The following is a 12397-nucleotide window of genomic DNA, read 5'->3' as shown; positions in this document are numbered from 1 at the left end:
AGAGGCTATGCCGCATAATGACAGCCGCGAGCGCCCGGGTTGATGGGCGCCGATCCGGACGAGGAACTGGTACGCCGCATCGGCGCCGGCGACCCCGGCGCCGTGCAGGCGATGGTGGCGCGCAAGCTGCCGCGCATCCTGGCCCTGGCCGCCCGGATGCTCGGCGACGCGGCGGAGGCGGAGGACGTCGCCCAGGAAACCTTCGTGCGCATCTGGCGCCACGCCTCGGGCTGGCGCCAGGGGCAGGCGCGCTTCGACACCTGGATCCACCGCGTCGCGCTCAATCTCTGCTACGACCGGTTGCGGCGCCGGCGCGAATGGACGACGGACGAGCCGCCGGAGGTGGCCGATGAAGCGCCGCTTCCAGATGCAATGCCGGGCGACGAGGAGCGCAGGGTCAGCCAGGCGCTGCAGCGTATCGCGCCGCGCCAGCGCGAGGCGATCGTGCTGGTGTATTATCAGGAGCTGTCCAACATCGAGGCCGCCGGCGCCATGCAGGTCAGCGTCGATGCGCTGGAAAGCCTGCTCGCGCGCGGCCGGCGCGCTTTGCAGGCCATGCTCGCGGGAGATGGCGATGACTGAGACCTCGAAGGGACTGCGAATTTTGAGAACTGCGGCGTGGGGAGCCACGTCAAAACGGTGGAAGGGGGAACGAGATGGCTGAGAAGACCGCAAGCGGGCCGATGGATGCCGGGCGCTTCGCCGCGCTGGCGGATACCTATGGCGGCGCATTGCACCGCTGGCCGCCGGCCGAACAGGCCGCCGCCATGCTGTTTGCCGATACCGAGGAGGGCCGGGCCATCCTGGCGCGCGCCGGCAGGCTCGACGCCATGCTCGACCGGCATCGCGTCGAAGCACCCGGCCCGGCGCTCCATCGCGCCATTGTCGCCCGCGCCGCGACCGAGGTCAGGCAGGGCCGCCACCGCCGGTTCTGGTGGCTGGGCTTCGGGCTTGCCGGTGCCGGCCTGGCCGGCGCCGTGGCTGGGCTGGCGCTGGTGACCGTCGTTGCCCCGGACGCTCCCTCCGACCACTATGTGATGGATGCCAATGCGACGTCGTTCGGCGATGCCGGTCCCGACGCCGACCAGGCCGAGGAGGACCTATGAACCCCCGTCTCGTCGCGGCATCCCTGGTGCTGAATGTCTTTCTGATCGGCGCGCTCGCCGGCGGGACGGGTTGGCTGATCGGCAAGTCCAATCCGGGCTTTTCGCTGGAATCGGCCGGCGGCAGGCTGCCGGCCGTCGACCGCAAGGTCTTCCGCCAGGCGCTGCGCGAGGTGCGTCGCGAGTCCCGCGACGTGATCCTCGACGGACAGGCCGCTCGGCGCGAGGCGGCGAACCTTCTGCAGCAGCCGACGCTCGACAGCAACGCGCTTGCGGCGGCGCTCGAGCGCGCGCGCAATGCCGATGTCACCGTGCGGGCGCGGCTTGAGCAACGCATCATCGAATTCGCCGCCTCGGGATCGGCGGAAGACCGCCAGCTGCTGGCGGACGCCCTGATGCGGCGCGCCGGCAGGCAGCCGCCGGCGCCTGCAAAAAAAATGCCATAGGCGGCGACGGAAAGGGCGAGCACGCCCCGTTCAAGGGAAAGAGGGACAGGCCTGTGACCGCCTTCGGCGGCGGGCAGGTTCTCTTCAACCTCGAAACTTTCGGGAGTATCCCATGAACAGTCTGACGAAATATTCGATCGCGGCAGCGCTCGCCATCGGCGGAACGGCCGCCGCAAGCGCCGCCTCGGCGATGCCGATCGCATCGGCTGCGCCGGCGCCGGCGCTCATCGAGCGTGTCGCCTGGGGCTGCGGGCCGGGCTGGCATCCCAACCACTGGGGCCGCTGCGTCCCCAATCGCCGCGTGATCTATCCCGGCTATTATTACTGGGGCGGACCGCGCGTCTATATCGGCCCGGTCTGGCATCCTTACCACCGCTGGCACCACTGGCGCCGCTGGTGACGGCCCGCTCATGTGCTGCGGCCGGCGTCGTGAGCGCCCTTCCCGATCCATGCAACCTGCCGGCCGAAGCGTCGGTTCGGAACGGAGGCTTCATTGGCCGCACCGGTCTCAAATTCCGTCTCGCCGGACCCCGCCCTGGTCGCGCTCAATCGCTTCGGCTTCGGAGCAAAAACTGGCGACAACCTCGGCAAGATCGCCGCCGATCCGCGCGGCTACCTCAAGGTCGAGATCAGGCAGCAGGACATCGCGCTCATTTCCCCCGACGACCCGGAGAATGCCGGGTTGCTGGACAGCACGGCGGCGATCCAGGCCAGCATGACGGCGGTCATGGAGCGCAAGGCGGCGCGGGATGAAAAGGCGGCGGCCGCGATGCAGCCGACAGCCGCGGAAGACCCGGCCGGCCCGACCGGGCCAAAAGCCAAACCCGCGGTGCCGCGTGTCGAGGCCGACATCTATCGCGACGAAGCGCAGGCCCGTTTCGACAAGGCGCTGGCCGCGACTCCGGGCTTCGTCGAGAGGCTGGTCGGCTTCTGGTCGAACCATTTCTGCGTTTCCGTCGCCAAGGCACCGGTCGTGCGGGCGTGCGCCGGCGCCTTCGAGCGCGAGGCGATCCGCCCTTTCGTGCTCGGCCGCTTCGCCGACATGCTGCTGGCGGTCGAGCACCACCCGGCCATGCTGTTCTATCTCGACAACCAGCAGTCCATCGGCCCCGATTCCCGAGCCGGCAAGCGACGCGGACGCGGCCTCAACGAGAACCTCGCCCGCGAGGTTCTGGAATTGCATACGCTGGGCGTCGGCAGCGGTTATGCCCAAGCCGACGTCACCAGCTTCGCCGGCATGCTGACCGGCTGGATGATGGCTGGACGCGAGGGGCGGCTGGGAGAGCCGGGAAGCTTCATCTTCAACGCCAATGCGCATCAGCCGGGCAAGGCGGTGCTGCTCGGCAAGACCTATCCCGACGGCGGCATGGGCCAGGCGGAGGCGGCGCTCAACGACATTGCCCGCCATCCGGCCACTGCGCGGCACATCGCCACCAAGCTTGCGCGCCATTTCATCGCGGACGATCCGCCGCCGGCGGCTGTCGCCCGTCTGGCCACGGTCTTCACCAAGACCGATGGCGACCTGCGCGCGATCGCCTTGACGCTGATCGACATGCCCGAAGCCTGGTCGACGCCGCTGACGAAGCTGCGCGCGCCATTGGACTTTGTCGTGGCGCTGCGGCGCGCGGTCGGCGCCACCGCCGGCAACGAGCCGCAACGGTCGCTTCGCTGGCTGAGCGTGCTTGGCCAACCGCTATGGCAACCGCCGGGGCCGAACGGCTTTCCCGACCAGACGGATGCATGGGCTTCCGCCGAGGGTCTCAAGACGCGGCTGGACATCGCCTGGCAGGCGGCGAAGCAGGCGGACGACATCGGCGACCCCGACGAGGCGCTGGCGTCGCTGATCGGTGCGTCCGTCTCGGCCGAAACACGGCAGGCAATTTCGCGGGCGGAGTCCAAGCAGCAGGGCCTGGCGCTGCTGTTGATGGCGCCGGAATTCCAGCGACGGTGACCTAGCAATGGAGATGAACCCGTGAGCCTTCTCTGCGAAACTCCCAACCTGTCCCGCCGTGCCGTCTTGATGACCGGCGGCGCGCTGTTCGCCTGGGCCTACCTGCCGCGCTTTGCCCGAGCGGCCGACAATCGGGACCCGCGCCTGATCGTCATCGTGCTGCGCGGCGCGCTGGACGGGCTGTCGACGGTCGGGCCGGTTGGCGATCCAGACTATGCCGGCCTGCATGGCGACATCGCGCTTTCGCTCTCAGGCGCCAACCCGGCATTGCCGCTTGACGGTTTCTTCGCCCTCAACCCGGCAATGCCGGTGTTTGCGCGCCTGTTCAAGGCAGGCCAGGCGGCCGTCGTGCACGCGGCCGCGACCGGCTACCGCGACCGCTCGCATTTCGACGGCCAGAACGTGCTGGAAAGCGGCCTGCCCGGTCCCGGCAACGCGACCACCGGCTGGCTCAACCGGGCATTGGCCAGCCTGCCGGCGGGCGAACGCGTGGCGAAACTCGGCGGCCTCGCGGTCGGACCGTCGACGCCGCTGGTGATCCGCGGCGCAGCACCCGTGCTCGGCTGGGCGCCACAGGCCCTGCCGACGCCTGGCGATGCGCTGGCGGAGCGCGTGCTCGACCTCTACAACCATCGCGATCCTTTGCTGGCGGCGGCGCTGCAGAAAGGCCTCGACGCCGACCGGATGGCGATGGGCGACCAGCTCGACGGCAAGACGATGAAACCCAGAGGCGGCCTCGACAATGCCGCCGGCATGCGTCAGTCGGCGCAAGGCGCGGCGAGGCTGATGGCCGCCGATGACGGGCCGCGTATCGCCGCGCTCGCCTTCGACGGCTGGGACACGCATGTCAACGAGGGCGGCGCCACGGGGCGGCTCGCCAATCTGCTCGGAGGCCTCGACGGCGCCTTCGAGGAATTCGAGACGGGGCTCGGCGAGCGTTGGCGCGACACGTCGGTCGTCGCGATCACCGAATTCGGCCGCACGGCGCGCATCAACGGCACGGTCGGCACCGACCACGGCACCGGCACGGTGGTGCTGCTCGCCGGCGGCGCGATCAAGGGCGGCCGCGTCATCGCCGACTGGCCGGGGTTGAAGCCGGCACAGCTCTACGAACAGCGCGACCTGGCGCCGACAAGCGATGTGCGCGCGGTGCTGAAGGGGCTGCTGGCGGATCAGTTCGGGCTGTCGGCGGCGGTGCTCGGCGACAAGGTGTTTCCGGAGTCGGCGGCGGTGAAGCCGATGCGGGATCTGGTGGCGTGAGCCTCGGCTATGCCCATCGGTGACAGGTGCGGGGTCTGCTGTCATCGTCATTCTAGGGCGGAGCAAGGAGCGAAGCGACGCGCGCAGACCCTAGAATCCATTCCGCGACGTTGAGGCGTCGCCGCGGTGCAGAATTCTGCTCCGCTGCATCCCTCGGCCAAAGGCACGGAATGGATCCTCAGGTCTGCGCTGCGTCGCTTCGCTCCTTGCTCCGCCCGTGGATGACGAAGTTGAGGGGCTTCGGCCAATCACGATCGCTGGCGCGAAGGCTCACCGAATTAACTGCATGGGAACTCAACGAAAAACGCCCGCGCCGTTTCCGGCGCGGGCGTCGATCCCTCGACGGATCATCAGCCCCAAAAACCGGCATGCCAACGGCCGTGATACCAGAAGCCGGGGTGCCAATGGCGTACGTGCATCGGGCGGATGATCACCCGGCCGTTCGGCACGCATCTGCCCCAGCGGTTCATGTGCCGGCCGGGACCGCAGCGCCAGCCGACGGTTTCGACCGGTGGTGACGCAGCATCCGGCTTGGCCATCGGCATGGCCTGCGAGCCGACACTGGACAGCATCAACGTGCCGGCAGCCATGGCGAGAGGCAGAAAGTATTTTGCGAACATGCGTTGTCTCCGTAATTTCTCCCTACCTCCCTGAAACGGGGGACAGGGCCGAATTCCGTCGGAGCGGTGCGGATCACGTCTTCGTTAGCGGGCGCCGCCTTCATCGAGCGTCGCCACGGTCTTCAGCGCGCCGTCCAGCATTTCGCCCTTCTCGTCCTTCAGCGCCGCCTCGCGCAGGCGGCGGATCCAGTCGGCGGCATCGTCCCTGCCCTTCAGCATGGGCAGCGCCGAGAGCACGCGGTCGAATTTCGACTGGGCACGCGCATGGGTGTCGCTGTAGCCCTTGATCAGCCGGCGGCAGTTGAGGATTTCGGTGGCCAAAGCGTAGTCCTGGGGCACATAGCCGAGCGCCAGATCGTACCAGCGCTCCAGATGCTCGACCTCGACCCTGTGGCGCAGCAGGCTGCGGCGCCAGCGGCGCAGGCCGCCGATGAACCACAGCATGGCGAAGCCGGTGAAACTGTCGGTGCGGATGTGGCGGCCGCGATTGATGCGGTGGTCGAGGAAGGCGGCGAGCTTCGGCCGGCTTTCGATGTAGCTGCCCAGCCCCGCCGGCAGCGTGTCGCAGAACTCCTCGATGCGCGGATGGAAATATTCGGTGACCTGCAGGACCGAACCTTCCTTGACGCCGACTTCCTTGCGCACGCGCCGGTCGCGGGTCGAGCGCGTCTTCAGATCGGCGACGCGGATCATGTCGTCGTAGCACATGGCATTGGCGAGATGCTTTGCCGCGGCGATCGACAGCGCGTAGCCGCGCTCCGCATTGTCGAGCGCGACGGCCTTGTCCAGCCGGTCGAGATATTCGCCGCCATAGGCGATGTCCTGATAGTCGACGACCTTCTTCAGCCCGCGTTCGGCCATGTCGCGCACCGGCACCGGCAGTGCCGCGACGCGGCCGGCAAGCTCCTGCCAGCCCTTCAGCAAGGTTTCGGGCCCACTGACGCTCGCCGTTGGCCTGGGTTGAGCAATGGCAGGTTTCGCCTCTGCCTCGTCACCCGCCGGAGCGGCAGCAATGCCCCGCGCACGATCGCAAGCCGCGCCGAAGGCGGCGAGGCTTGGCCCGACGCCACGGCCGCCGGCGCCGATCGCCTGTTCGTAGCTTTCGCGGGTGAAGGGCAACGCATCGGAGCCGGCCAGCGCGCCGAGCAGGCTGGCGGAAATCATCGTGCCGTTGTCGGCGGCGATCTTTTCCATGTCGAAGGCGATGAAGCGCCTGGCCGCCGCTTGCGCCGTCGCATGCACCTTCTCCGACGAGGCGCGGCCATCGCCTGGCTCGATCTTCTCCGAGACGGCGGCGATGCGGTGCGAGGAAGTGATCAGCGTCGTGCGCTCGGGTGTGACGAAACCGCGGATGATGGCGCGGCCGGCCTCCATCAGTTCGGCGGCGATGAGGATATCGACGTCACCCTGCGAGGGCGACAGGGCAAAGACCGGCAGCCGGCCGGCGTTGCGGGCCATCTCGATGTAATAGATCGTCGCGCCGGTGCGCTGGGCGACGCCGGCGACGGAGGTCGATTGCGCGATATAGCCGTTGCGCTCGGCGACGTCGGTGATCCAGTCAGCAAGCACGCCGCCGCCCTGGCCGCCGACCGCGAGCACGGCGAGTTTTATCACCCGCTCGTCATCAGAAGCGCCCGTCTTCGGGCGCAGCGCTGCGTTGTGGTCAAGCATCGGCGAACATCAAACGGCGGCTCTCGCGGCGCCGCTGCAACAGGCCGATCATGGCGCGGCGCGCGCTTTCCAGGAAACGGTCCCAGCGGCCCGGATTGTGAACGACGTCGGCGCGATAGAAGGACGGGCATAGCACGGCCGCATCCGCCACCTCGCCGCAATTGCCGCAGCCGACACAGTTCTGGTCGATTGAGGCGACCGGATCGTCGCGCAGCGGATCGTCGAGCGGCTTGACCGACAACGACGGGCAGCCGGAGAGCCGCATGCAGGCATGGTCGCCGGTGCAGATGTCCTCGTCGACGCCGAATTTCGGCTTCACCACGCGCTCGCCGCCCTTGATCGCCTTGTCGACCAGCGGCTTCTCGCGGCGCTGACGGTTGAGCATGCATTCGGACGAGGCGACGATGACTTTCGGCCCCTTCTCCTCGGTGGTCAGCGCCTCGCGCAGCGCGGCTTGCATCTTGCCGACATCATAGGTGCGGTCGATGTGGCGCAGCCATTTGACGCCCATGCCCTTCACCGCTTCATCGATCGGATGCTTGGTCGACTTGGTGCGGTTCGAGGCGCGCGAGGACAGGATGTCCTGGCCGCCGGTGGCGGCCGAGTAAAAGTTGTCGACGATGACGATGACGCCGTCATTCTTGTTGAACACCGCATTGCCGATCGAGGAGGTCAGGCCATTGTGCCAGAAGCCGCCGTCGCCGACGAAGGAGATCGAGCGGCGTTTTGCGTCCGGCGAATTGAAGGCCGAGGCAGAAGCCGGCCCAAGCCCATAGCCCATGGTGGTGGCGCCGAGCTCGAAAGGCGGCATGATCGAGAACAGATGGCAGCCGATGTCGGAGGCGATGTGGTGCTTGCCGAGCTCCTGTTCGACCAGTTTCGTCGCAGCGAAGATCGGCCGCTCCGGGCAGCCTATGCAGAAGCCCGGCGGGCGGCCCGGAACGACATTGATGAGATCGGCCGTATCGACGCCCTCGCCCAGCTTGTTCGGCGCGCGCACCTCGCCCGGCAGCAGATGCGGGGCGTGCGCCCGCAGGAAGGAGCCGATGCCGTCGAGCATGACCTGCCCGGTATATTCGCCGGCCATCGGCAGATGTTCCTTGCCGACCAGCTTGGTGCCGCGGCCGGCCTTGTGCAGCATCGCGGCGAAGGCCTGCTCGATGTAATTGGGCTGGCCTTCCTCGACGACCAGCACCGCCTGCTTGCCTTCGCAGAAGGACAGGAACTCGTCGTCGAGCAGCGGGTAGACGGCGTTCAGCACATAGAGCGGCACGTCGGTGTCGCCATAGGTGTCGGCGAGGCCCAGCCGCTGCAGCGCGCGGATGACGGAATTGTACATGCCGCCCTGCATGACGATGCCGACCGAGCCATGGTCCGGCCCGAACATCTCGTTGATCTTGCGGCTCTTGATGAAATCGACCGCCGCCGGCCAACGCTTGGCGACCTTCTCCTTCTCATGCAGGAAGGAAGCGGGCGGCAGCACGATGCGGCCGGTGTCGCGGCGCGGCGCGGCAAGCGCATCGGCGACCGACATTGGCGGGCGCCTGTTGTCCTTGGCGATGAAGTGGCCGTGCACGTGGCAGCAGCGGATGCGCACCTGCAGCATAACCGGCGTGTTGGAGGCCTCCGACAACTCGAAGCCGTCCTCCACCGCCTTGACGATCGAAGGCAGGTTCGGACGCGGGTCGAGCAGCCAGACCTGGCTCTTCATGGCGAAAGCGTGGCTCCGCTCCTGCATGATCGAGGAGCCTTCGCCATAGTCCTCGCCGACGATGATCAGCGCGCCGCCGGTGACGCCGCCGGACGCCAGGTTGGCGAGCGCATCCGAAGCAACATTGGTGCCCACGGTCGACTTGAAGGTTGCGGCGCCGCGGATCGGGTAATGCACGGAAGCGGCGAGCATCGCGGTGGCGGTCGCTTCCGAAGCGCTCGCCTCGAAATGCACGCCGAGCTCGCCCAGGATATCCTGCGCGTCGGCCAGCACGTCCATCAGATGACTGATCGGCGCGCCCTGGTAGCCGCCGACATAGCCGACGCCGCATTGCAGCAGCGCCTTGGTGATGGCGAGGATGCCTTCGCCTGCGAATTCCTCGCCGGCGCCAAGCCTGAGCTTTTCGACTTCCTTGGCAAAAGACCGTTCGGCCATCTCTGCCTCCTTCCGTTGCCGCCAAGCGGCGGCGCGTACAACTAAATCTCGTGCTTGCGGATGTTCTTCAGCATCTTCTGCAATGTAGCGATCAGCGCGGCATATTCGGCATCGTCGATGCCGTCGAACATCGCCTCGAAGGCGTCGTGCATGGCCGGCCAGGCGCGCGTGAACAGCGCGCGTCCGTCATCGGTCAGGAACACATGGCGGAAGCGGCTGTCGGTGACGCCCTGCTCGCGCCGCGCCAGGCCCTGGCCTTCCAGCGCGTCGAGCGTGCGGCTCAAGGTCGACTGCTCGATCACTGTGTAAACCGAGAGGTCGTTGACGGTGACGCCGTCGGTGACCGAGAGCACGGCGAGCGTGCGCACCTGTGGAATGGTCAGGCCTTGCTTGCGGAAGTCGTCGCGCAGCGTGGCGTTGTAGCGGCCCATGATGCGGTTCATCAGATAGGGCGCGAACTGCTGCAGGCCGATCTGGCCGAGGGTGGAGATGCGCTGGCGTTTTTCGGCGAGTTTCTGTTCCATCAGAGCCTCCCCGCCAAAAGGAAGCCGGAGCCGCCGCCGAGGCCGGCGCCCGGATGGGTCGAGGCGCCGATATGATAGAGGCCCTTGATGCCGGTCTCATGGTTGCGGCTGGCCTTGAACGGCCGCCACAGGAAGGACTGGTCGATGGTCGACGAGCCGCCATAGGGATCGCCGCCGACCAGGTTGACGTTCATCGCTTCGAGATCGGCCGGTGAATAGGCGCGGCGCGCGATCACGCTCGCGCGAAAACCGTCGATGTGGTTGGCGAGGATCGCCTCGACGCGGTCGGCGTAGGCCTCGCGCAACGCCTCGCTCCAACGGCCGTCGGCCGGCGCCTCGAGCTTGCCCGCGGCATCGCCCTTGATGTGGCGCGGCGCCTCGGGCAGTTGCAGCCAAAGGATCGCCTTGCCCTTGGGGCAGCGCGATGGATCGAGCGCATGAGGCTGGCCGACGCAGATCGTCGGCACCTCCGGCAGCAGGCCGCGCACTGCCTCGTTGCAGGCTTTTGAGACGCCATCCAAACCCGGCGTCAGATGCAGCAGTGCCACCTTGTCGAGTCCCTCGCCGCGCCACGCCGGCGGCTTGTTCAACGCGTAGTGGATCTGGAAATTGCCCTTGCCGTAGCGATAAACGTGCGTCGCTTCAACGTCGCGCTTTGGGGCATCCCCTCCGAGCAGACGGCCATAGAGCTGCGTCGGCGTGACCGAACAGATGACGCTCTTCGCGGCGCTCAGGGTTTCGCCGGAGGCGAGCCGGACGCCGCTGGCGCGGCCGCCTGTCTGGACGATCGAGGCGACGTCGGCGTTGACGCGGATTTCGCCGCCGCGTTCCCTGATCAGCGCCTCGAAGGCGGCGAGCAGGTTCTTTGCTCCACCCTTGACAATCGGCGCGCCGGCGGCCTCCAGCGCGAAGGCGATGACCTTGGCGATCTGGCCGGAGAAGGCGTCTTCCGGGCCGAGCCCGGCATGCAGCACCCAGGGCGCCCAGAGCGCGCGGACGATGTCGGATGTGTAAGTCGTTTCCAACCAACCCCGCGCGGGCACCAGCGCCCCGCCCATGAAGGCGGCAAGGTCGCGCGGGCCACGCCGCCAGGCCTCGCCGGCGATGAGCTTCGTTGTCGGATAGGACCAGAGCGCGCCGCCGAGCAGGCCGAACAGCAGCCCGGCGTTGCGCTCGATATCGCCGACATCGCCGCCATGACGGTCGCCGTCGCCGGAGGCGATTCGGTTCAGCGCCGCGATGTTGGCGGCGCGGTCGGTGGTGATAACGGCATGGCTGCCGTCGGGCGTGAGCACGCCTGTCGGCGTGGAGGTGTGGCAGAAGTCCAGCCCATGCCGCGCAAGGTCCTTGCCGAGCGCGGCAAAAGCCGGCGACGTGATGAACAGCACGAAGGTCGTGGCCATCACGTCATGAACGAAGCCTGGCGCTGTGATCTCCTCGGTGCGCATGCAGCCACCGATGCGGTCGTTGCGCTCGAGCACGAGCACCTTGGCGCCCTTGGCGCCAAGCATCGCCGCGCAGACCAGGGCGTTGATGCCGCTGCCGACGATGATGTGATCGACGGCGGTCATTGTAGGGTGCTCGCGGGTAAGGGAGCGTCAATTGCGTGAAGCCGAGTTCCTTCGCGCCCCCCTCTGTCCTGCCGGACATCTCCCCCACGAGGGGGGAGATCAGCCGTCATCGCGGCTTTCGCCAACTGTCCACGGTGCAGGATTGAGCGGGGCGCCGAAACAGCCAATCTCCCCCCTCGTGGGGGAGATGTCCGGCAGGACAGAGGGGGGCGCCGTAGAGCGCCGGCCTTGCCAGGCTGCCACTCTCTCGCTGTCATCATTCCATCGCCCGCGACCATGATCTTCTCCCGAAGACCGCCGCCTCGCCTATTTGCCCGCCACCAGCGCCAGCGCTCGGATCGGGCTGCCGGTGCCGCGCTCGATCTTGAGCGGAGCGGCGATCAGGATCGCGCCCTTCGGCGGCAGCTGGTCGAGGTTGCAGAGGCTGGCCAGCCCATAGCGGTTGGCCTTGTGCATCAGCGTGTGCGCCGGGAATGGCGGCTCCATGCCGCCGGCCTGGCCGGCGTCGGTGCCGATCGTCTCCGAGCCCCAGCCCTTGATGTCCTTGGCTATCAGGAACTGGATGGCTTCCGCCGTCGGGCCGGGCGTGTGCGGGCCGGTCTCGTTGGCGTTGAGGAACTCGGCTTCCGACCCGTTGCGCTTGTACCAGTCGGTGCGCATCACCACCCACTCGCCGGGATTGATGGCGCCATGCTCGGCTTCCCAGGCCTTGATATGGTCGACGGTGAGCAGGAAGTCGTGGTCGGCCGCCGACTCCTTGGAGCAGTCGATGACGTTGACCGGGCCGATGAAATTCTGCGCCGGAATGGTGTCGGTGGCGCCGTCCGGATAGTCCTTGCCGGTGATCCAGTGCTGCGGCGCGTCGAAATGCGTGCCCGAATGCTCGCCGAGCTTCAGCCAATTCCAGGCCCACCACGGGCCGTTCTTGTCATATTTGGAGATCTCGTGGATCTCGACCTTCGGCGTGTCGACGGCGAGTTCCGGCGGCAGCTTGATCAGCGGCGTATCGGGACCGAGCGGCGCCGTCAGGTCGACCACTTTGATGGCGCCCGAGAGCAGCTGGCCGGCGACCTCGCCGAGGAGTTTCTGCGTGTCCATGGTCTTT

The 12397-nt window shown here is 67.6% G+C and carries 12 protein-coding genes; 6 read left to right on the top strand and 6 right to left on the bottom strand.

Going from position 1 to position 12397, the window contains the following annotated elements; translation table 11 throughout:
* Window positions 1-42: 42 nt before the first annotated feature.
* The 6 genes from FJW07_RS01805 (at window position 43) to FJW07_RS01780 (ending at window position 4760) form a co-directional block, all read left to right on the top strand.
* Entirely contained in the window at window positions 43-582 is a 540-nt protein-coding gene (locus FJW07_RS01805) for an RNA polymerase sigma factor (protein WP_140854064.1), read from the top strand.
* Between the two features lie 74 nt (window positions 583-656).
* On the top strand, window positions 657-1106 hold the full coding sequence (locus tag FJW07_RS01800; protein ID WP_140658262.1) for a hypothetical protein: 450 nt from the start codon (window positions 657-659) through the stop codon (window positions 1104-1106).
* Complete coding sequence (locus FJW07_RS01795; protein ID WP_140854062.1) at window positions 1103-1549, top strand: periplasmic heavy metal sensor; 447 nt, start codon at window positions 1103-1105, stop codon at window positions 1547-1549. Before FJW07_RS01800 ends, FJW07_RS01795 begins: the two co-directional genes overlap by 4 nt.
* A gap of 112 nt (window positions 1550-1661) precedes the next feature.
* Entirely contained in the window at window positions 1662-1949 is a 288-nt protein-coding gene (locus tag FJW07_RS01790; RefSeq protein ID WP_140854060.1) for a hypothetical protein, read from the top strand.
* Window positions 1950-2042: 93 nt separating this feature from the next.
* Window positions 2043-3500, top strand: a complete 1458-nt coding sequence (locus tag FJW07_RS01785; RefSeq protein ID WP_140854058.1) for a DUF1800 family protein — start codon at window positions 2043-2045, stop codon at window positions 3498-3500.
* A gap of 69 nt (window positions 3501-3569) precedes the next feature.
* Window positions 3570-4760 (top strand): DUF1501 domain-containing protein, encoded by a 1191-nt coding sequence (locus tag FJW07_RS01780; protein WP_140854418.1) that lies wholly within the window; start codon window positions 3570-3572, stop codon window positions 4758-4760.
* Between the two features lie 350 nt (window positions 4761-5110).
* Here FJW07_RS01780 and FJW07_RS01775 read toward each other — a convergent pair whose 3' ends face one another.
* From FJW07_RS01775 to FJW07_RS01745, 6 genes are all read right to left on the bottom strand, one after another.
* Window positions 5111-5380, bottom strand: a complete 270-nt coding sequence (locus FJW07_RS01775; protein ID WP_140854057.1) for a hypothetical protein — start codon at window positions 5378-5380, stop codon at window positions 5111-5113.
* A gap of 84 nt (window positions 5381-5464) precedes the next feature.
* On the bottom strand, window positions 5465-7051 hold the full coding sequence (locus FJW07_RS01770) for an indolepyruvate oxidoreductase subunit beta family protein (protein WP_140854055.1): 1587 nt from the start codon (window positions 7049-7051) through the stop codon (window positions 5465-5467).
* Window positions 7044-9197 carry an indolepyruvate ferredoxin oxidoreductase subunit alpha gene (locus tag FJW07_RS01765; RefSeq protein WP_140854053.1) on the bottom strand — a complete coding sequence of 718 codons (2154 nt, stop codon included), beginning with the start codon at window positions 9195-9197 and terminating at the stop codon, window positions 7044-7046. Before FJW07_RS01765 ends, FJW07_RS01770 begins: the two co-directional genes overlap by 8 nt.
* 41 nt (window positions 9198-9238) lie before the next feature.
* Window positions 9239-9721, bottom strand: a complete 483-nt coding sequence (locus FJW07_RS01760; RefSeq protein ID WP_140786253.1) for a MarR family transcriptional regulator — start codon at window positions 9719-9721, stop codon at window positions 9239-9241.
* Complete coding sequence (locus tag FJW07_RS01755; protein WP_140854051.1) at window positions 9721-11292, bottom strand: NAD(P)/FAD-dependent oxidoreductase; 1572 nt, start codon at window positions 11290-11292, stop codon at window positions 9721-9723. Before FJW07_RS01755 ends, FJW07_RS01760 begins: the two co-directional genes overlap by 1 nt.
* Before the next feature lie 306 nt (window positions 11293-11598).
* Window positions 11599-12390 (bottom strand): cyclase family protein, encoded by a 792-nt coding sequence (locus FJW07_RS01745; RefSeq protein WP_140854049.1) that lies wholly within the window; start codon window positions 12388-12390, stop codon window positions 11599-11601.
* Between the last annotated feature and the right edge of the window lie 7 nt (window positions 12391-12397).

Origin of the sequence: Mesorhizobium sp. B3-1-9, assembly GCF_006439595.1 — a bacterium.
GTDB lineage: Bacteria > Pseudomonadota > Alphaproteobacteria > Rhizobiales > Rhizobiaceae > Mesorhizobium.
This window is presented reverse-complemented; position numbering and strand designations above follow the sequence as displayed.